Source organism: Paraconexibacter antarcticus, assembly GCF_024220175.1.
Lineage (GTDB): Bacteria > Actinomycetota > Thermoleophilia > Solirubrobacterales > Solirubrobacteraceae > Paraconexibacter > Paraconexibacter antarcticus.
Genome location: NZ_CP098502.1, coordinates 1,267,564 through 1,287,975, shown reverse-complemented (window position 1 = coordinate 1,287,975; position 20,412 = coordinate 1,267,564). Strand labels below are relative to the sequence as shown.

Annotated in this window: 17 protein-coding genes; 2 read left to right on the top strand and 15 right to left on the bottom strand. The window is 71.1% G+C overall.

All coding sequences use genetic code 11. From position 1 onward, the window contains the following. Positions 1-31: 31 nt before the first annotated feature. From secA to NBH00_RS06470, 3 genes are all read right to left on the bottom strand, one after another. Positions 32-2,878, bottom strand: a complete 2,847-nt coding sequence (gene secA / locus NBH00_RS06480; protein WP_302182705.1) for a preprotein translocase subunit SecA — start codon at positions 2,876-2,878, stop codon at positions 32-34. A gap of 186 nt (positions 2,879-3,064) precedes the next feature. Then, positions 3,065-3,415 (bottom strand): ribosome hibernation-promoting factor, HPF/YfiA family, encoded by a 351-nt coding sequence (gene hpf, locus NBH00_RS06475; RefSeq protein ID WP_254572536.1) that lies wholly within the window; start codon positions 3,413-3,415, stop codon positions 3,065-3,067. Between the two features lie 164 nt (positions 3,416-3,579). Beyond that, positions 3,580-4,266, bottom strand: coding sequence for a ComF family protein (locus NBH00_RS06470; protein WP_254572535.1), 687 nt, complete (start codon positions 4,264-4,266; stop codon positions 3,580-3,582). Positions 4,267-4,500: 234 nt separating this feature from the next. Here NBH00_RS06470 and NBH00_RS06465 point away from each other — a divergent pair, with 234 nt between their 5' ends. Continuing rightward, positions 4,501-5,319 carry a cytochrome c oxidase assembly protein gene (locus NBH00_RS06465; RefSeq protein ID WP_254572534.1) on the top strand — a complete coding sequence of 273 codons (819 nt, stop codon included), beginning with the start codon at positions 4,501-4,503 and terminating at the stop codon, positions 5,317-5,319. On the opposite strand, the gene NBH00_RS06460 is transcribed toward NBH00_RS06465, so the two are convergent. From NBH00_RS06460 to NBH00_RS06415, 10 genes are all read right to left on the bottom strand, one after another. Then, positions 5,298-6,707: a UTP--glucose-1-phosphate uridylyltransferase gene (locus NBH00_RS06460; protein ID WP_254572533.1), complete on the bottom strand. Its 1,410-nt coding sequence runs from the start codon at positions 6,705-6,707 to the stop codon at positions 5,298-5,300. The genes NBH00_RS06465 and NBH00_RS06460 overlap by 22 nt on opposite strands. Positions 6,708-6,769: 62 nt before the next feature. Continuing rightward, positions 6,770-8,041, bottom strand: coding sequence for an adenosylhomocysteinase (locus tag NBH00_RS06455; RefSeq protein ID WP_254572532.1), 1,272 nt, complete (start codon positions 8,039-8,041; stop codon positions 6,770-6,772). 42 nt (positions 8,042-8,083) lie between these two features. Next, complete coding sequence (gene ahcY, locus NBH00_RS06450) at positions 8,084-9,532, bottom strand: adenosylhomocysteinase (protein WP_254572531.1); 1,449 nt, start codon at positions 9,530-9,532, stop codon at positions 8,084-8,086. A gap of 71 nt (positions 9,533-9,603) precedes the next feature. Then, positions 9,604-9,960 (bottom strand): MerR family transcriptional regulator, encoded by a 357-nt coding sequence (locus tag NBH00_RS06445; protein WP_302182704.1) that lies wholly within the window; start codon positions 9,958-9,960, stop codon positions 9,604-9,606. A 127-nt stretch (positions 9,961-10,087) separates the two neighbouring features. Continuing rightward, positions 10,088-11,152, bottom strand: a complete 1,065-nt coding sequence (locus NBH00_RS06440) for an SIS domain-containing protein (protein WP_254572529.1) — start codon at positions 11,150-11,152, stop codon at positions 10,088-10,090. Positions 11,153-11,192: 40 nt separating this feature from the next. Then, positions 11,193-12,296 (bottom strand): nucleotidyltransferase family protein, encoded by a 1,104-nt coding sequence (locus NBH00_RS06435; protein ID WP_254572528.1) that lies wholly within the window; start codon positions 12,294-12,296, stop codon positions 11,193-11,195. Between the two features lie 79 nt (positions 12,297-12,375). After that, complete coding sequence (locus NBH00_RS06430; protein WP_254572527.1) at positions 12,376-13,698, bottom strand: UDP-glucose dehydrogenase family protein; 1,323 nt, start codon at positions 13,696-13,698, stop codon at positions 12,376-12,378. A 46-nt stretch (positions 13,699-13,744) separates the two neighbouring features. Beyond that, positions 13,745-15,289, bottom strand: coding sequence for an LCP family protein (locus tag NBH00_RS06425; protein WP_254572526.1), 1,545 nt, complete (start codon positions 15,287-15,289; stop codon positions 13,745-13,747). Then, the gene (locus NBH00_RS06420) at positions 15,286-16,863 is read right to left on the bottom strand and encodes an LCP family protein (RefSeq protein WP_254572525.1); all 1,578 of its coding nucleotides are present in this window, start codon (positions 16,861-16,863) and stop codon (positions 15,286-15,288) included. The genes NBH00_RS06425 and NBH00_RS06420 overlap by 4 nt, the downstream gene beginning before the upstream one ends. Positions 16,864-16,873: 10 nt before the next feature. Next, entirely contained in the window at positions 16,874-18,016 is a 1,143-nt protein-coding gene (locus NBH00_RS06415; protein ID WP_254572524.1) for a M20 family metallopeptidase, read from the bottom strand. Positions 18,017-18,189: 173 nt separating this feature from the next. Here NBH00_RS06415 and NBH00_RS06410 point away from each other — a divergent pair, with 173 nt between their 5' ends. Further along, positions 18,190-18,495 (top strand): hypothetical protein, encoded by a 306-nt coding sequence (locus NBH00_RS06410; protein ID WP_254572523.1) that lies wholly within the window; start codon positions 18,190-18,192, stop codon positions 18,493-18,495. A 65-nt stretch (positions 18,496-18,560) separates the two neighbouring features. Here the strand turns inward: NBH00_RS06410 and atpC are convergent, their stop codons facing one another. Beyond that, complete coding sequence (atpC, locus tag NBH00_RS06405) at positions 18,561-18,989, bottom strand: ATP synthase F1 subunit epsilon (protein WP_254572522.1); 429 nt, start codon at positions 18,987-18,989, stop codon at positions 18,561-18,563. 7 nt (positions 18,990-18,996) lie between these two features. Then, on the bottom strand, positions 18,997-20,403 hold the full coding sequence (atpD, locus tag NBH00_RS06400; protein WP_254572521.1) for a F0F1 ATP synthase subunit beta: 1,407 nt from the start codon (positions 20,401-20,403) through the stop codon (positions 18,997-18,999). Positions 20,404-20,412: the final 9 nt, after the last annotated feature.

The following is a 20,412-nucleotide window of genomic DNA, read 5'->3' as shown; positions in this document are numbered from 1 at the left end:
CTTTAGCGCGGCCGTGCGCCGGGCACGGGCGTCAGGCCCCGTGGCACTTCTTGAACTTGCGGCCCGAGCCGCACCAGCACGCGTCGTTGCGCCCGATCGTGTCGTGGTCGCCGAGGACGCGCTGCTGCACGGGCGCGGGCAGCGGCTCCTCGTCGGCCTGCGCGTACTGCTCGCCGCCCTCGGCCGCCGCCATCAGCGCGCTCGGCTGCGTCGTGCCGACGCCGCCGGTGTAGGAGACGTTCTGCCCGGCGCCGCCGCCGAACGAGGGCGCCGGGATCTGCGGGGCCTCCTCGCCCTCGATCTCGACCTCCACGTGGAAGATCATCCGGGCGAAGTCCGCCCAGATCGTGTTCATGAGATCGGTGAAGAGGTCGAAGGCCTCGTTCTTGTACGCGACGAGCGGGTCGATCTGGGCGAACCCGCGGAGGTGGATGCCCTCGCGCAGGTAGTCCATGTCGTACAGGTGCTCGCGCCAGCGCTGGTCGATGATCTGCAGGAGCAGGTAGCGCTCGAGCACGCGCATGAGCTCGGCGCCGAGCTCCTCCTCGCGCTTGTCGTACAGCGAGATCGCGTCGTCGGCGAGCGTCTGCGTGAGCGTCTCGCGGTCGACGCCGTCGAGGTCGAGCTCCTCCGGCACGAAGCTCACGGGCCAGATGTCGCTGATCGCGATCCACAGGCCGTCGAGGTCCCAGTCCTCGATGTAGTCCCCGAGCGTGTACTCGGAGATGACGCGGCCGATCGCCTCGGAGACCTGCATGCGCGCCTGCTCGCCCATGTCCTCGCCCTCGAGGACGCCGTCGCGGTACTCGTAGACGACGCGGCGCTGCTCGTTCATGACGTCGTCGTACTCGAGGACGCGCTTGCGGATGAGGAAGTTCTGCTCCTCGACCTTCCGCTGGGCCTTCTCGATCTGCTTCGAGAGCATGCCCGCCTCGATCGGCTCCTCGTTGCCCTCCTCGTCGGTCGTGCCGAGTCGGTCAAGGATCTTGTAGATGCGGTCGCCCGCGAAGAGGCGGACGAGGTCGTCCTCGGCGGAGAGGAAGAAGCGCGACTCGCCGGGGTCGCCCTGGCGCCCGGCGCGGCCGCGGAGCTGGTTGTCGATCCGCCGCGACTCGTGGCGCTCGGTGCCGACGATGAAGAGGCCGCCGGCCGCCATGACCTCCTGGCGCTGGGACTCGATCTGCTCCTCGAGCGACGGCAGGACCCTCGCGACGTGCTCGGCGAAGTCGGGATCGGTCGGCTCCAGGCCGAGCTTGCTCTTGACCTCGAGCTCGGCGAGGTGCTCCGCGTTGCCGCCGAGCTTGATGTCGACGCCGCGGCCGGCCATGTTCGTCGCGATCGTCACGGCGCCGGGCTGCCCCGCCTCGGCGACGACGTGCGCCTCCATCTCGGCGTACTCGGGCTTCGCGTTGAGGACCGCGTGCTTGATGCCCTTCGCGGCCAGGCGGTCGCCGAGCATCTCGGAGACCTCGACGGAGATGGTGCCGACGAGGACAGGCTGCCCGACCGCGTGGCGCGCCTCGATCTCCCGGACGACGGCGGACCACTTGCCCTCCTTCGTCTTGTAGACCTGATCGTTCTTGTCCATGCGAACCATCTCGCGGTTCGTCGGGACCTGGACGACGCCGAGCTTGTAGATCTTCATGAACTCGGTCGCCTCGGTGAGGGCGGTGCCGGTCATGCCCGCGAGCTTGTCGTACATGCGGAAGTAGTTCTGCAGCGTGACGGTCGCGAGGGTCTGGTTCTCCTCCTGGACGCGGACGCCCTCCTTCGCCTCGACGGCCTGGTGCAGGCCCTCCGACCAGCGGCGCCCGTCGAGGATGCGGCCGGTGAACTCGTCGATGATCTTCACCTCGCCGTCGACGACGGCGTACTCGACGTCGCGCTTGTAGAGCGCCTCGGCCTTGAGCGACTGGATGAGGTGGTTTACGAGCGGCCCGTTCTCCGCGCGGTACAGGTGGTCGATGCCGAGGAACTTCTCGGTCTTCGCGACGCCGCGCTCGGTGACGGCGACGGTCTTGTGCTTCTCGTCGAACTCGAAGTCGAAGTCGGCGACGAACTCCTTCTTCGTCCGCGGGTCCATCCCCTCCGGGGCCTTGCCCGGCTCCATGATCTTCGCGAGCTTCGCGAACTGGACGTAGTAGTCGGCGGCGGCCTCGGGGGCACCGGAGATGATGAGCGGGGTGCGCGCCTCGTCGATGAGGATGTTGTCGACCTCGTCGACGATCGCGAAGTTGTGCGTCGCGAGCGGACGCCCGTCCTCGGTGTAGCGGCCGCCGTGCTGGACCTTCTCCTCGAGCGACGTCGCCATGTTGTCGCGCAGGTAGTCGAAGCCGAACTCGGAGTTCGTCCCGTAGGTGATGTCCGAGGCGTAGCAGACCTGCTTGTCCTCGTAGGCCTGCATGTTCTGCAGGACGCCGACGGTGAGCCCGAGGAACGAGTAGAGCGGGGTCATCCACTCGGCGTCGCGCTTGGCGAGGTAGTCGTTGACCGTCACGACGTGGACGCCCTTGCCCGCGAGCGCGTTGAGCGCGACGGCGAGCGTGCCGGTGAGCGTCTTGCCCTCGCCGGTCTTCATCTCGGCGATGTTGCCCCCGTGGAGCACCATCGCGCCGATGAGCTGCACGTCGAAGTGGCGCATGCCCATCGAGCGGCGGCTCGCCTCGCGGGTGATCGCGAAGCTCTCCGGCAGCACGTCGTCGAGCGACTCGCCGCCCTCCTGGACGCGGACCTTCAGCGCCTGGAAGCGGTCGCGAAGCTCCTCGTCGGATTCGAGCTCGAGCTCAGGTTCGAAGGCGCCGATCGCGGCGACGCGCTTCTCGTACTGACGGAACTGCTTGCCCTCGCCCATGTTGAGCGCGCGGTCGAGAATGCCCATGGGCTGAGTGTAGACGGAGATATCGGGACGCCGGGGCACGCCGGTGCGGCGGGGCGAACGGGTCCGAGTGGGCCGGTCCGCCGCGCGACCTGGTCGCGCGGCGGTGGCCTGCGGGGACGTGAATCCCCGGCCGGCCGGGCAGGCCGGCTTGGGTCTGGTGCCGCCTGGCGGCGGGTGCGCGGGCGCCTAGAGCGCCGGGCGCACGCGGCCTGCAGCCGCGGAGATCCTCGCCTCGCGCCGATGGCGGCGCTTCTCGCGGTACTGCTTCACCTGGCGGCAGAGCTCTTCTTCGCAGAGGTTGATGGCGTGATGCAGATCACGAGCGTGGTCGTGGGCCCGGAGGGTCTTGCCCTTGAGATAGAGGGTGACCTCCGCGCACTCGCGCTCGGCAATCGAAGGGTTGTTCTCGTGCGCGAACTCCACCTCCATGCGCACGACTTCGGGGACCTGGTTCGAGATTTTTCGGAATCTCTTCTCGACGTGCTCGCGCAAGTCGTCGGTGACCGGAACGTTGCGACCCTTGAGCTCGATCTGCATAAGGTCCTTCCTGTTCGGGGATCCGATGTCCTCAACGACCGTAGAGCTCGTCACACCCCCGTGTCAACATCACGTCAACTTTTGTGCTAACTCCCGCGCGACGCGCCGAGAAGTGGCGAGGAACGCCCGTTCGCGGCCGGTGAGGTCTCCCCGCTCGCCGGCGTTCACAGCGTCCGCGCCCAGGTGACGGCGACGACCTCGGCGGCCCCGCCGCGACGCAGTGCGGCCGCCGCGGCGCGGAGCGTCGCCCCCGTCGTGTGGACGTCGTCGACGAGGACGACGCGCGACGGCGGCGCGCGACGGCAGCGCAGGTGCAGCCGCCCGTCCTGCAGCCGCTCGGCGCGGCCCGCGCCGAGCTGCCGCGACCGCGGACCCGCCCGGGTGAGGCACGCCTCGACCGCGAGGCCGCTGCGCCGCGCGAGCGCGCAGGCGAGGACGTCCGCCTGGTCGTAGCCGCGACGGCGGGCACGGGCCGGATGGGTCGGCACCGGGGCGAGCACCCCGCCGGCGAGGAGCCCCGGCGGTGCGAGCGCGGCGACCTGGGCGGCCATGAGGCTCGCGCAGGGCAGCGCCCCGCGGAACTTCAGCGCCGCCACGAGCGCGGTCGCCGGCCCCGTGTAGGCCACCGGCGCCCACGCGCGGGCCCACGGCGCGTCCGCCGCCGGGCAGCCGCGCCCCCGTCCGCCGCCCCCGCCGTCGCACGGCCGGGGCAGCCCGCAGCGGGGACAGACGGCCTCCGGCCGCAGGACGCGCAGCGCCCGCCGGCAGGCGGCGCACAGCGGCGTCGTCCCCGGCGCGCGGCACGCGAGGCACGCGGGCGGGGCGAGGAGGCCGGTGAGCGCGCGGAGCACCCCGCCATCGTGCGCCCGCCGCCTGCGACGGCACAACCCCGTTCCTCTGACGGAAGTGCGTCGGGACTGCGCCGTCTTCGCACCCGCGCAAACCGAGCCGTGTCCTCGGAAGCGCCGAACGTCGATCCTCACCCCCTCCAGCGGGGGATGATCGACGTTCGCGCTCCGGATGCCCGCGGTCCCGGCCGGCCCGGCCCAGCGCCGCCGCCCAGGCAACGGTGCGATGATCGCCCGATGGCGGCCGTCGATGCCTCGTGGACGTTCGAGCCCGGTGCGGCCGCGCTGCTCGCGACGATGTCCGTCGCCTACGGCACGCGCTGGCGGGCGGTTCGCGCGTCCCCGGCCGGCGCGCGCGGCGCCCCCGCCGGCCGCGCGTGCGCCTTCGCGGGCGCGATGCTCGTCGCCGTCGCCGCGCTCTTCTCCCCCGTGGACCGGCTCGCCGACCAGGTCTTCGCCATGCACATGCTGCAGCACGTCCTACTGCTCGACGTCTTCCCGATCCTCCTGATGGTGTCGCTGACGAAGGTCCTTTTGCGTCCGGTGACCCGGCGGATGCAGCGCCTGGAGGAGGCGGCCGGCCCGCTCGCCCACCCGGCGCTCGCCGTCGTCCTCTACGTCGCCGTCATGTGGGTCTGGCACATCCCGGCCCTGTACGACGCGGCGCTCGAGCACTCGGGCATCCACGTGTTCGAGCACGTCTGCATGATCAGCGTCGGGACGCTGTACTGGTGGCACCTGCTCTCCCCCATCCGCGGGCGCATCTCGATCGGCCCCTTCGGCCCGGTCGTGTACATGCTTGTGACGAAGCTCCTCGTCGGCATGCTCGGGATCGCCATCACCTTCGCGCCCGACCCGCTGTACGCGTTCTACGAGCACGCCCCGCGCGTGTGGGGCCTGTCGGCGTCCGACGATCAGGCGACCGCCGGCGCCGTCATGGCGATCGAGCAGTCGATCGTCATGGGCATCGCGCTCGCCTACCTGTTCGTCAAGGCCCTCGCCGAGTCCGACCGCGAGGACGAGCGCGAGGAGCGCTACGGGACGGGCGCGGCGTAGCGCCCCGAGCCGAGCACCTCGCCGTCCGCGACCGTCCGCGGGCCGTGGAGCTCGACCTCGCCGCGGATGACGACGCCGGCGCCGAAGCGGACGTCGCCCTCGACGGTGAGCCGGGTGCAGTCGACGAGGGACGGGGCCCCCGCGGGGAAGCGCTCGTCGAGCGCCCCGACGAGCTTGTAGCAGGCGCTGTCGAGCGTGATCTGCGGCGGGACGCCGGCGCGGCTCGGGGCGAGCGCGAGGCGCGCGTCGTCGCGGAGCACGTACGCGTCGGAGCGCACGGTCAGCAGGTCGCTCGTGGTCTTCACGGGGCCGAAGCGGCTGCGCGGCACGCGGATCGCGACCGCACCGGGGAGGGCGTCGATCGCCGCGCCCATGGCGGTCTCGAGCTGGAGGACCGGGGTCGAGGACGCGTCCTTGGGGTCGACGGTCTTCGCGTTGACGATGAGCGGGAGCTCGAGCACGCCGCCCGACGCGGTGAGCGTCGCCTGCAGCGCGCGGAGGTCGACCCAGAGGTTGTTCGTGTTGAAGTAGCGGTGGCGCGTGATGTCCTGGAACGAATCCAGGTCCTCCTCCGGTGTCTGCGCGAGCTCGCGCAGGACGAGGCCGCCGGTGCCGCGCCGGCGGGCGAGGTGCCCGCCCTTGCGGTCGGCCGCGGTCCGGTCGGCGACCTCCATCGCGAACGGCGCGCCCGAGCCGGCGAACCACGCCAGCAGCCGCGGCGAGAGCGTCGCCCCGAGGTTGTCGGCGTTGGAGACGAAGGCGTACCGGTACCCGGCCGCGAGGAGCGTGTCGAGCATCCCCGACCCGACGAGCGCCGGGTAGAGGTCGCCGTGGCCGGGAGGCGCCCACTCCAGGCCGGGGTCCGCGGGCCACTCGACGGGCGTCAGGTCGTCGGCGCGGAGCTTCGGCACCTTGTTCTGGAGGAAGTCGGCGGGCACGTCCTGGTCGAGCCCGGTGTGCGTGGCGAGCCGGGCGAGCGACGGCTCACGCGTCGCGAAGGAGTTCATGAGGACGAGCGGGAGCCGCGCGCCGGTCTCCTCGCGGAGGTGGACGATCTGCCGGGCGATGACGTCGAGGAAGGTCAGCTCCCCCTTCACCGGGAGCAGCGACTTCGGCCCGTCGAGGCCCATGCTCGTGCCCAGGCCGCCGTTGAGCTTGATGACGACCGCCTCGCCGAGCAGCGCCTCGGTGGCGTCGTCCCCGGCCGCGGGCAGCGCCTCGGCGTCGTCCAGGCTCGTGACGGGGTCGAGCTCCGCCTCGGCGAGCGCGCCCCGCTCGCCGCGGAGCACGCGGCCCAGCTGGCGCAGGAAGGTGTCCACGGCGGCGTCCGCGGCTCCGGAGCCGCGGAGCTTCGCCTCGGCGGCGGTGAGCGCGTCGGGGGTCGGCACGTCCGCATCGTAGTAAGCCGGTGTCGCGGGATGTCCGCGGACTGAGCGGGCCCCGGGGTTGGTCAGGTCCAGTGGTGCAGGTACTGCTGCTGCGCGGGGCTCAGCGTGTCGATCCGGACGCCGAGCGAGGCGAGCTTCAGCGTCGCGACCTCGCGGTCGATCGCCTCGGGCACCGGCTGGACCCCCGGCCGCAGCGGGGCGTCGCGGGCGCTGAGGACGAGGTGCTCGGTCGCGAGCGCCTGGGTCGCGAACGACATGTCCATGACGGCGGCCGGGTGCCCCTGGCCGGCGGCGAGGTTCACGACCCGGCCCTCGGCGAGGAGGTTCAGCCGCCGCGGCGGGGCGTCGCCGTCCGGTGCGAGCTCGTACTGGGTGACGAGCGGCAGCACCTCGCGGATGCCGCCGACGGCGACGGCGTCGAGCGCCGGCAGGTCGATCTCGACGTCGAAGTGCCCGGCGTTCGCGAGCACCGCGCCGTCGTTCATCGCGAGGAAGTGCTCGGTCCCGAGGACGCCCGGAGCGCCCGTGACGGTGATGAAGATCTCGCCGCGCGAGGCCGCCTCGAGCGCCGGCATGACCTGGAAGCCCTCCATGCGCGCCTCGAGCGCGCGCATCGGGTCGACCTCGCAGACGATGACCTGGGCGCCCGCGCCGCGCGCGCGGAGGGCGACGCCCTTGCCGGTGAAGCCGTAGCCGAGGATGACGACCGTCCGCCCGGCGAGCAGGAGGTTCGTCGCGCGCAGGATCCCGTCGAGCGTCGACTGGCCGGTGCCGTAGTGGTCGTTGAAGAGCCGCTCGGTGCGCGCCTCGTTGACGGCGAGGACCGGTGTGCGCAGCGCGCCGGAGGTCTCGAGGGTGCGCAGCCGCACGAGGCCGGTCGTCGTCTCCTCGGTGCCGCCGAGGAAGCCGTCGGGCAGGCCGGCGGGCCGGGCGTGGAGGACGCTCAGCAGGTCCGCGCCGTCGTCCAGCGTCACGTGCGGCTCGGCCTGCACGAGCGTGCGGACGTGGCCGACGTAGGCGTCCATGTCCTCGCCGCGGCGGGCGTGGACGGACGCGCCCTCCTCGGCTGCGAGGGCCGCGGCGACCTCGTCCTGCGTCGAGAGCGGGTTCGCCGCGCACAGGCCGACGCGCGCGCCGCCCGCGAGCAGCGTGCGCACGAGGTTCGCCGTCTCGGCGGTGACGTGCAGGCACGCGGCCACCGCGACCCCCTCGAGGGGGCGGGTGGCCGCGAACCGCTCGCGGATCTGGCGCAGGACCGGCATCTGGGCGTCCGCCCAGTCGATGCGGTCCCGGCCCGCGTCCGCGAGCGACGCGTCGGCGACGGACGAGGTCATCGGACCTGCCTGGTCGCCGAGCGCGTCACGGTCTACCGGCGGCTAGTAGCGGTAGTGGTCCGGCTTGTACGGGCCCTCGACCGGGACGCCGATGTAGGCGGCCTGGTCCGGACGCAGCTCGGTGAGCTGCGCGTCGAGCGCGGCGAGGTGCAGGCGGGCGACCTTCTCGTCGAGGTGCTTCGGCAGGACGTAGACCTGGTTCTCGTACTCGTCGTTCTTCGTCCACAGCTCGATCTGGGCGATCGTCTGGTTGGCGAACGAGTTCGACATGACGAACGACGGGTGGCCGGTCGCGTTGCCGAGGTTCAGCAGGCGGCCCTCGGAGAGCAGGATGATCGAGTGACCGTCCTCGAACTTCCACTCGTCGACCTGCGGCTTGATGTTGATCTTCGTGGCCTTCGCCTCGAGGCCGGCGACGTCGATCTCGTTGTCGAAGTGGCCGATGTTGCCGACGATCGCGTTGTGCTTCATCCGCGCCATGTCGTCCGCGCTGATGATGTCCTTGTTGCCGGTCGTCGTGATGAACACGTCGCCGGACTCGAGGACGGAGTCGAGCGTCGAGACGCTGTAGCCCTCCATGCAGGCCTGCAGCGCGCAGATCGGGTCGATCTCGGTGACCGTGACGCGGGCGCCCTGGGCGCGCAGCGAGGCGGCCGAGCCCTTGCCGACGTCGCCGTAGCCGCAGACGACGGCGTGCTTGCCGGCGAGCATGACGTCGGTCGCGCGGAAGATGCCGTCGACGAGCGAGTGGCGGCAGCCGTAGAGGTTGTCGAACTTCGACTTCGTGACCGAGTCGTTGACGTTGATCGCCGGGAAGAGCAGCTCGCCGCTCTTGGCGAGCTCGTACAGGCGGTGCACGCCCGTCGTGGTCTCCTCGGTGACGCCCTTGATCGCCTGGCCGACCTTCGTGTAGCGCTGCGGGTCCTCGGCGAGCGACTTGTTCAGGAGCGTCAGGAAGACCTGGAACTCCTCGGACTCACCGGTCGACGGGTCCGGCACGGCGCCGGCCTTCTCGAACTCGGTGCCCTTGTGGATGAGCATCGTGGCGTCGCCGCCGTCGTCGAGGATCATGTTGGCGGGCTCGCCGGGCCAGTTCACGACCTGCTCCGTGCACCACCAGTACTCCTCCAGCGTCTCGCCCTTCCAGGCGAAGACCGGGACACCCTGCGGGTTCTCGGGCGTGCCTTCGGGGCCGACCGCGATCGCCGCGGCGGCGTGGTCCTGCGTCGAGAAGATGTTGCACGAGCACCAGCGGACCTCGGCGCCGAGCGCGGTGAGCGTCTCGATGAGGACGGCCGTCTGGATCGTCATGTGCAGCGAGCCGATGATGCGGGCGCCGGCGAGCGGCTGCGCCTCGGCGAACTCGCGCCGGATCGACATGAGGCCGGGCATCTCGTGCTCGGCGATCTCGATCTCCTTGCGGCCGAACGGCGCGAGGGAGAGGTCGGCGACCTTGAAGTCCTGCTGGGTGCTGATGGCGGTGTCGGTCATGTGCGGCGAGATCCTTTGGATCGTTTACGTGAGTGCTGGAACGACTAGGTGCGGGAAAACGGATGCCACCGCTAGTCGACCAGTGCGGCGAGGAGACGCTGGTGCTTCTCCTGCTCCCAGCGCAGCCAGGCGCTGTCGGGAATGTCCGCGGGGCGGGTGACCTCTGCCTCGAACCACGCCTCCACCGCGTCACGGAGTTCCGTGTCGCGGCGCAGGCGTAGCGCGAAGCCGACGTCGCCGAGGCCGATCCCGTGGTCCTCCAGCAGCAGGCGCAGGGTGCGCAGGCGCTGGAGCTCCTCAGGGCCGTACAGGCGATATCCGGCGGGGGAACGCGGCGGCTCGATGAGCCCGGCGCTCTCCACGTATCGCAGCATGCGCGGGGACCAGCCCGTGGTCTCCGCTGCCTCGTTGATGGTCAACCCGGCCATTGGACAGGGCAAACCTTACCACGTCTATGTCAAGGTTGCGGACGGCGTCCGCGTCCAGGCACATCCGCCTCGGCGTGCGGTCTCGTGGGGGCATATCCCCGACGAGACCGCACGCTGCGCGGAAAGCTCAGCTGATGAGGTCCGCCTTCAGCATCTCGACCGGCGTCTCGGCCCCGGGGTCGACCCCGGAGAGCACGGCCCAGTAGTGGGCGACGAGGTCCCCGAAGAGGACGAGCGACAGGACGCGCTCGACCGCCGTCTGGCCGCGGGTGGCGACGAGGTGCGTGCCGACGACGTGCGGCGCGATGAGTTCCTTGCTCAGCGCGAGCCGGGCCTGCGCCCGGGGGTGCGTGTCGCAGTCGTCGAGGAAGACGGCGCTGAAGCGGCCGAGGGTGTCGGCCCCCGCCCAGCCGGCGAGCTCCGCGTGGTCGGCGTCCGGCAGCTCCGCGGCGAAGGCCGGAGTCTGCGCGATGTGGTTCAGCTGCTGCTTGAAGCGGACGGCGAGCGGCACCGTCAACCCGGCGCCGGAGATGACCGGGACCGAGCCGTGGAGCGCGCGGGCGAGCGACTTCGCGGCCGAGTCCTCCGGCGAGTCCGGGCCCCACGCGACGACGAGGTCCTCGAGGTGCTCGGCGGCGACGTCGATCTCGCTCGTCATCCGCGGCCCGGCGCCGCACTGCGCGGCGACCTCGAGGGCGGCGACCAGCATGTACGCCACGGCGTTCGGGGCGGCGAGGCCGCCCGCGACCGGGATGACGGGGACGCCGTCGGCGCGGGCCTGGGCGGCGAGCTGGCCGCCGGTGGTCACGACGACGCGCGGCGCGCCGAGCGCCCCGGCCGCCTCGTAGCACGCGAGCGTCTCCTCGGTGTCACCCGAGTAGGACGCGCAGAGCACGGTCGTCTGCGGCGTCGTCCACACCGGCAGGCCGTACGCCCGCGCCGGCAGGATCGGCAGCGACGCGTGGTCGGCGAGCGCCGCCCGCGCGAGCAGGCCGGCGGTCGCGGTCGCGCCCATGCCGGCGAAGACCATCCCGCCGGGTGAGTCGATCTCCTTCAGGCCGGCCGACTCGACCTTCCACAGCGCGTCGCGCAGGAGCTCCGGGAGCGCCAGGACGTCCGTGATCTGGTCCGTCGGGTCGTTCGCGGAGACGGTCTCCCGACCGAGGTCCGCCGTCGTGTCCGTGCTGCTCATCGCGCTCTCGCTCTTCCTCTCGCTGCCGGCTTTGCCGGCCTCAGACCTTGATCGCCCCGTCACCGAGCGTGGTGCCGGGGAACAGCTTGACCGCCGCGCCGAGGAGGTTGTCCGCCCCGACGCTCACGCCTTCGCCGAGCACGGCCAGCTCGCTGACCGTCGTGCGCTCGCCGATGCTGACGTTGGGAGACAGGATGGCATCCCGCACGATCGCGTCCGCCGCCACCCGGCCGCCGGCGAGGATGACCGCGCGCTCGACGGTCGCGCCGGCGGCGACCGTCGTCCCCGCGCCGATGACCGCCGGGCCCGTGACCGTCGCGCCGGCGGCGATCCGCGCGCCCGCCTCGACGATGACCGCGCCGGTGATCGTGGCGCCGTCCTCGACGTCGCCCTCGAGCGCCTGGCGGTCGCCGTTCAGCCGGTCGGAGACGGCGGTGTGCACGCGGCCCTCGAGGATGTCGGCCGTCCCCTGCAGGTAGCGTTCGGGCGTGCCGATGTCCATCCAGTAGGCGCCGTCGTGGCCGTAGCCGTAGAGGCCGTCACCGACGAGCGCGGGCCAGATCTCGGTCTCGATCGAGACGTTCTCGTGCGGCGGGATCATGTCGAGCACCTGGCGCTCGAGGACGTAGATGCCGCCGGAGACGTAGAAGCGGTCGATGCCCTCGAGCTGGTCGGGACCGGGCTTCTCGAGGAAGCCGGAGACGCTCGCATCCTCGTTGCGCATGACGAGGCCGTAGGCGGACGGGTCGTCGACGGGGACGAGGCCGAGCGTGCCGGTCGCACCCGTCGCCTCGTGCTGCGCGATCTGCGCGGTGATGTCCGCGTCGGTCAGCGTGTCGCCGTTGAGCATGAGGAAGCGGTCCTGCAGGAGCTGCTCGGCGAACTTCAGCGCGCCGGCGGTGCCGCGGGGTTCGGGCTCCTCCACGAACTGGAGCCGCACGCCGAACTCGGAGCCGTCCCCGAGGATGTCCTTGACCTTCGTCGCGAGGAAGCCGCAGCACATGACGACGTCCTCGACGCCGTGGCGCGCGAGCCACTGCAGCATGAAGCCCATGAACGGCCGGTCGACGAACGTCACGATCGGCTTCGGGGTCCCGCTGGTCAGCGGCCGCAGCCGCGTGCCTTCGCCTCCGACCAAGATCACTGCCTGCACATCGTCTCCCTCTCCGTTGACCGGACGCCGGAACCCCCGCCGCAGTCGCCGCGGAGGATGTCAGATCGCGCTAAGCGGTTCCGCGCCCGATGCCCTCGTACGTCAGCCCGGCGTCACGCACCAGGCCGGGGTCGAGCGCGTTGCGACCGTCGACGAGCGTCGTGCCCGCCATCGCCTCGGCGACCTGCGCCCAGTCGAGGTCACGGAACTCCTGCCACTCGGTCACGAGCACGACCGCGTCCGCGCCGGTCACCGCATCGAGGGCGGAGTCGGCGAAGCGCACGCCCTGGATGAGCTTGCGCGCCTCCTCCTCGGCGATCGGGTCGTACACGCTGATGTGCGCGCCCGCGGCCTGCAGGCGGGCGGAGAGGACGAGCGACGTCGCCTCGCGCATGTCGTCGGTGTTCGGCTTGAAGGCGAGGCCGAGGAGCGCGATGCGCTTGCCGATGAGCGAGCCGAGGTGCTTCTCGAGCTTGCCCATGACGCGCCGCTTCTGCAGCTCGTTCACCTCGATGACGGCGTTGAGGAGCTGGAAGTGGTACCCGGAGTTGCCCGCGAGCTGCTTGAGCGCGTTGACGTCCTTCGGGAAGCACGACCCGCCGAAGCCGACGCCGGCCTGCAGGAACTTCGGGCCGATGCGGTCGTCGAGACCCATGCCCTTGGCGACCTCGATGACGTCGGCGCCGGTCTCCTCGCAGACGTTGGCGATCTCGTTGATGAACGAGATCTTCGTCGCGAGGAAGGCGTTCGACGCGAGCTTCACCATCTCGGCGCTCGCGATGTCGGTGCGGACGAGCTCGCCCGCCTCCTCGCCGCCGTGCTCGGCGCTCAGCAGCGGCCGGTAGAGGTCGACCACGGCGTCGCCCGCCCAGTCCCCATCGTCGCCGACGACGACGCGGTCCGGGTGCAGGAAGTCGCCTACCGCGGTGCCCTCCTTGAGGAACTCCGGGCAGGAGACGTAGCGGAAGCCGTCCTTGCCCTGCTCGACGAAGACGCGCTTGATGTTGCGGCCGGTGCCGACCGGAACGGTCGACTTCATGACGAGCGCGTGGCGGTCGGAGGCGGGCATCGCCGCGACGACCGCGTTGACGGCCGAGAGGTCGGCGTCGCCGGAGTAGGTCGGGGGCGTGCCGACGGCGACGAAGAGCAGACGGGCCTTGTCGAGGGCGGTCCCGATGTCGGTCGAGAAGTGCAGCCGCTCGCGGTTGCGGGAGACCATCTCCTCGAGCCCGGGCTCGTAGATCGGGATCTCGCCGCGCTCGAGACGCGCGATCTTGTCCGCGTCGATGTCGATGCAGTAGACGTCGCTGCCCAGCTCGGCGAACCCGGCCGCCGTGACCAGGCCCACGTACCCCGTTCCGATGACGCCGATCGGCTCTCGCTGCATGCTCATAAGCTGCGGAAGGGTAGTCGCTGGCGCGCCCGCGCGCCCGCTCGCGTCAGCTCCCGGGACGGGTCAGCGAGTCGGCGATGGCGATCATCTGCCCGTTCGTCAGGGACTGCAGGAGCGTGTTGGAGACCCAGTACACGGCGCGCGGCGTCGACCACGCGACGAGCCGCAGCCGGCCCCCGTCGCCGTAGAGCTTCAGCGTGCGCCCGTTGACCTTCTTCGTGCTCGTCGGGCTACCGAGGATCGGCGCGTCCTTCCACGTCGTCCCCTCCACGCCGTAGTACTGACCGATGCCCGGAGCGGACGCGACGATCCGGTACGCCTCGTGGCCCTTCTTCTTCGGGTCGCGGTCGAGGATGCGGTAGGCGCGGTTGTCGCTGGTGACGTACGTCGACCCGAGGACGGCGAGCTTCGGGTAGTAGACGGGGAACGACAGCGGGTGCTTCGGGTCGGTCGCGAGGCGCACGGCCTGGTCCTCCCCCCCCTGCTGGGCGAGGAAGAGCCCGGCCGGCACGGACGAGTTCGAGCGGCGCTTCTGCTTCTTCTGGCGCTTCTCGCGGGCCTTGTCGCTCGCGGTCTTCTTCACCTTCGCGCGGGTGGACTTCGTGCTCTTCGCGTCCATGAACTGCCGCGCCAGGCGCTGCAGCGTCGCCGGGGCGATCGCGAGGTCCGAGCTGCCGGGGATGTCGCTCACCGGCTCGAACTGGATCTGCTGGACCGGGTTGCTCGCCGACTGCACCGCGAGCTTCAGCAGGCGCAGGATCGCCGCCTCGGTGCCGATGTCCGTCTGCGTGTAGCGGCCGAAGATCTTCAGCAGCGTCTTGCGGTCGGAGAAGATCTTGTTCACGCCGATCTGGTCCTTCGCCTCGCGGAGGAAGTCCTGCTGGCGGGCGGCGCGGACGAGGTCGGAGTCGGCGTGGCGGAAGCGGACGAAGGCGAGCGCGTTCTCCCCGCACAGCCGCTGGTAGCCGGCCTTCACGTTGATCTCGGAGTACTGGGCGCTCGGCGGCAGCCCGGCGTTCGAGTGGTAGTACGTCCGGTCCACGTCCATGTAGACGCAGCCGAGCCGGTCGACGGCGCGCTGGAAGCCGCCGAAGTTCACGTTGACGACGTGGCTGATCGGGATGTGCAGGAGGTTGCGGACGGTCTTCACCGCGAGCACCGGGCCGCCCTGCTCGTACGCCTGGTTGATCTTGCCCATCCCGTGGCCCGGGATCTGCACCCGCAGGTCGCGCGGCACCGACATGACGGTGGTCGCCGCCTTCGACGGGTCCAGGCGGATGAGCAGCATCGTGTCCGACCGCGCGGGGGCGCCGGTCTTCTTGTCGATGAAGCGCCGGTCGGAGCCGAGCACGAGGATCGTCTGCGGGCCGCCGGCGCTGACGTTGTCGAGCGCGCCCTCGACGTTCTTGATGCGGTTGTGGACGCCGCCCGCGCGGATGAAGATCGTGACGTCGTCCTTGATCTCGAGCAGCGCGGCGGTCGCGACGGCCGCCGCCGTGGAGAGCATGATGATGAGCGCGGCGAGCGCCATCCGCTTCACGACGGAGAGCCCCGGCCGGGGCGGCTTCTCGGAGTCGACGGCGACGCTCACCGGGAACCGACCCGGGTGAGCGAGCGCGCGATACCGCGCATCTGCTTGTTGGACAGCGAGAGGGACAAGGTGTTCGAGACCCAGTAGACCGCCTCGGGGGTACGCCAGGCGACGGTCCGAAGACGGGTCCCATCGTAGTGCAGCTCGTACGTCCGCCCCCGCATGCGGACCTTGTCGCTGTCCCCGTCGAGGATCGGCGGGGTCTTCCAGGTCGTCCCCTCGATGCCGTAGTACTGGCCCTCGGGCTCGTTCTGGATGACGACGATGCGGTAGGCCTGGTGCCGCCTGCCGGCGCGGTCGCGGAGGATGTAGCCGCGCGGCTCGGGAGCGTCGGGGGTGTTCGCCGGGTACCGGCCGGTCGTCGTGATGGCCTTCGCGAAGTACAGCGGGAACCGCACCGTGCCCTTGGCGGCGAGCGGCGCGACGAGGTCCTCGCTCGGGCGGCGGTCGAGGACGAGGCCGGCGGCCGCGTAGTCGAACGGCGCCGGTGCCGCGCGCTTGCCGTGCTTCCCGGTCCTCGGCGCCCGCAGCCCCGCGGGCGCCGTCGCCTTCGGCGCCTTCTTCAGCGCCTTCGCGTGGAGGAAGGAGTCGACCGCCTTGGCGATGTCCACCGGGTTCGCGGTCACGTACGACTCGGTCGGTGTGTTGACGAACTGGTGCGGGAACTCGATCTCGCGGACCGGGTGCCCGACGGACTTGATCGCGAGCTCGAGGATGCGCAGGATCGCGGGCACCGAGGCGAGGTTCGCGTCCGCCTCCGTCGACTTGCCGATCGCCGCGGCGAGCGGGTCGATGTTCGAGAGCAGGTGGCTCGTGCCGATCTGGTCCTTCGCGTTGCGCAGGAAGCCCTGCTGGCGCGCGGCCCGCACGACGTCCGAGTCGGCGTGGCGGAAGCGCACGTAGTCGAGCGCCCGCTGCCCGCAGAGCTTCTGGTAGCCGGGCTGGATGTCGATCTCGGCGTACTGCGCGGCCGGCGGCAGCCCGAGGTTCGAGTGGTAGTAGCGGCGGTCGACGTCGGTGTAGACGCAGCCGACGAAGTCGACGACGCGGCGGAAGCCGCGGAAGTTCACCCCGACGACGTGGTTGATCTTGAACTCGTGACCGGGCGCGGCGTACGGCCCGCCGCTGAGCACCTGACGGACGGTCTCCAGGACGAGGTTCAGCCCGCCGTAGGAGTAGGCGGCGTTGATCTTCTGCGTCCCGTAGCCCGGGATGTCCGTCACGAGGTCGCGCGGGATCGACATGACCGCGGTCGCCTGCTGCTTCGGGTCCAGGCGGACGAGCATCATCGTGTCCGAGCGCGCGTCGCCCTTGCCCGCGCCGAAGCGCTTGTCGGAGCCGACGAGCAGGATCGTCTGCGGCTTGCCGGCCTTCGTCGGCTCGATAATCTTCGGGTCGATGTGGACCCGGTGCGACGGCGGGATGACCTTCTGGACGATCTCGTCGACCTTCAGCAGCGTCGCGGCGGCGACCGCGCCGGACGTCAGGAAGGTGATGAGGACCCCGGCGATCGCGATGCGCTTGAAGAGCGGGACCCCGGCGTGCGGCAACCGGAGCCCGTCCTCCCCCTTCACCCCGACGACCTCAAGCCAGGCCGCCCTCGACGGAGCGCAGGTCCGGGCCGGCGGCCGGGTCGAGCTTCTCGAGCCAGCTCGGCAGCGCGTGGACGAAGTCCCCGAGCGCCTGCCGGTAGCGCGCGAGGCTCGTGAGCGACACCCACTCCTCCGGGCCGTGGTGACCGGCGCCGACCGGGCCGAACTCGACGGCGGGGATGCCTGCCTCCAGGAAGGAGATCGCGTCGGACGCGCCGTCGCGGCCGACGCTCAGCGCGTCCCCCTCGATCGAGCGGGAGATGCCGTCGCGGAGCGCGAGCACGTACGGGTTCGTCCGGCTCACGATCGCCGGGGCGCGCGTGAAGCACTTCAGGATCGCGGTGTCGGCGATCGAGCGGATCTGGGCGAGGATCTCGCCGGTGTCCTGCCCCGGGAGGAAGCGGATGTCGACATCCATCCAGCAGCGGTCGGGGACCTTGTTGAACGCGTCGCCGCCCTCGATGCGGGCGAGGTTGATCGACGGGCGGTCGAAGAGGTCCGAGGACATGCGGCTGAAGGGCAGCGTCTCGATGCGGCGGAAGACGTCGTGCGCCTTGAGGATCGCGTTGTCCCCCTGCCAGGGCGTCGAGCCGTGGCACGCGGTGCCGCTCACCTCGACGCGGATCGCCAGGACGCCCTTCGCCTGGACCCCGATGTGCAGATCGGTCGGCTCGCCCGTGATCGCGAAGTCGGCCGGGATGCCCTCGGCGACGAGGGCATCGGTCGAGCGGTCCTCGACGTCCTCGGACTCCTCGTCGGGGACGCAGTAGAAGAGGATCCGGACCCGGTCCTGGGCGCTGACGTCCTCGAGCGTGCACATCATCGCCGCGAGCGCGCCCTTCATGTCGTAGGCGCCGCGCCCGATGAGGCGGTCCCCCTCGACCTTGGGCGTGAACTGGTGCGCGAAGGCGGGGACGACGTCGAGGTGCCCGTGGAGGACGACCGTCGGAATGCCCGGGCCGGCGGCCGCGCCCGCCGATGCGACGATGACCGGCAGGCCGTTGTGCGAGCGCTCCTCGAAGGCGAGGTTGCGTGACTCGAGCCACCCCTTGAGGAAGGCCGCCGCCGCCTGCAACTGGTCGGGCTTCGACGTGTCGTACGTCATCAGCCGCTGAGCGAGAAGCCCTTCGTCCACAGGTGGAGGGTAGAGGACGGGGCAGGCGGGACCACCGCATGGGCGGCCGTGACCGCCGGATGCGGCCGCCGCGGGTTCGCCCGGGACGGCGTTTCGTGCCGGCGGAGCGCCGATTTCGTGCCGGAAGTGTGCGGTCGGGTGGACCGGCGGTCCGGCGGTCGTACGGTCCGGCCATGACCACGCCCCTCCTGCTCGCCGCCGTGCTGCCGTTCCCGCCGTTCTGGTGGGTCCTCGCCATCCCGGCCACCGTCTTCGCCACCTGGATCGCCGTCCTGGTCCTCGTCGTCCGGCTCGCGCGGCTCGCGGGCAGCCGCGACCCGCGACCCGGCGCTCCGCCCCGATGGCGTCCTGACGGTGCCCACCGCTGGGGCTCGGACGCCGGGACCGGGTGGCCCGCCGACAGCGGCTGGGGCACGGACTGCGGTGCAGGCTTCGACAGCAGTTCGAGCACCGGCGCCGACAGCGGCTCCTCGTGCTGAAAGAGCGACGGCCCGCCGCTCCGCGAGGGGGCGACGGGCCGTCGGTCAGGCGTGGTGCGGCGGGGCTAGGACGCGGTGGGCGCCGGGCCCTCGGCCACGGCGATGAACGTCTCCCAGCGGCGCTTGTCGCGCCTGGCCTTGGCCTGGGCCTCGGAGCCCTCCTCGGCCTCGGCGATCTCCGACTCCGCGCGGGACACCTTGTCGCGCAGGTCCGCGACGTCGAGGTCGCCGGACGGGATCGCGTCCTCCACGAGCACGAGCACGTGGTTGTCGGCGACCTGCACGTACCCCTCGCCCTGGGCGAAGGTCACGATGTCGGTCTCGGACTGGTAGAGCCGCAGCGCGGTGGGCGCGAGCATGCCGAGCAGCGGCTGGTGGTTGCCCAGGATGCCGAGCGACCCGACCTCGGTGCGGGTCGAGACCATCTCGACCTCGCCGTTGAAGACCTCACCCTCGGGGGTGAGGACTTCCGCCGTGAACGTGGAGCGGGCCATGCTCAGATCAGCCCTTCGCGGCCGCGGCGGCGACGTCCTCGATCGAGCCCTTCAGGAAGAAGGCGGACTCGGGGAGGTCGTCGTGCTCGCCGTCGATGAGCTCGCGGAACGAGCGCACCGTGTCGGCGATCGGCACGTACGCACCCGGGGTGCCCGTGAAGATCTCCGCCACGTGGAACGGCTGGGACAGGAAGCGCTCGACCTTGCGCGCGCGCTGGACGGTGATCTTGTCCTCGTCCGAGAGCTCGTCGATGCCGAGGATGGCGATGATGTCCTGGAGCTCCTTGTAGCGCTGCAGGATCTCCTTGACGCGATTGGCGACGTCGAAGTGCTCCTGGCCCAGGATGTCGGGCTTGAGGATCGTCGAGGTCGAGTCGAGCGGGTCGACCGCCGGGTAGATGCCCTTCTCGGAGATCGCCCGCGAGAGGACCGTCGTCGCGTTGAGGTGGGCGAACACCGAGGCCGGGGCCGGGTCGGTGAGGTCGTCCGCCGGGACGTAGATGGCCTGCACCGAGGTGACCGAGCCGTTGCGCGTCGAGGTGATGCGCTCCTGCAGCTGGCCCATCTCCGTCTCGAGGGTCGGCTGGTAGCCGACCTGCGAGGGCATGCGGCCGAGGAGCGCCGAGACCTCGGAGCCCGCCTGGACGAAGCGGAAGATGTTGTCGACGAAGAGCAGCACGTCCTGACCCATCTGGTCACGGAAGTACTCGGCCATCGTGAGGCCGGACAGGGCGACGCGCATGCGGGCCCCGGGCGGCTCGTTCATCTGGCCGAAGACGAGCATCGTCTTCGGGAGGACGCCCGACTCCTTCATCTCGACCCAGAGGTCGTTGCCCTCGCGGGAGCGCTCGCCGACGCCGCAGAACGCGGACAGGCCGCCGTGCTCCTTGGCGAGGTTGTGGATGAGCTCCTGGATGAGGACGGTCTTGCCGACGCCGGCGCCGCCGAACAGGCCGACCTTGCCGCCCTTGGCGTACGGGGCGAGGAGGTCGATGACCTTGATGCCGGTCTCGAACATCTCGGTCGTCGGCATGAGGTCCTCGACGTCCGGGGCCGAGCGGTGGATGGGCCACCGCTCCTTGACCTCGATCGCGGGGCCGTTGTCGATCGGCTCGCCGAGCAGGTTGAAGATGCGGCCGAGCGTCTCCTCGCCGACGGGGACCGTGATCGGTCCGCCGGTGTCGATGACCTCGACGCCGCGGGCCAGGCCGTCGGTGGTGTCCATGGCGACGCAGCGCACGCGGTTGTCGCCGAGGTGCTGCTGCACCTCGAGGACGAGCGTGCCCTGGTCCCCGTCGCGCGCGATGGTCAGCGCGTTGTTGATCTCAGGCAGCTTGCCGGGGAACGTGACCTCGATCACGACGCCCTGGACGGCGTCGACGCGGCCGGTGTTGGTGGCGGTGGTGGCTTCCATAAAATTCTC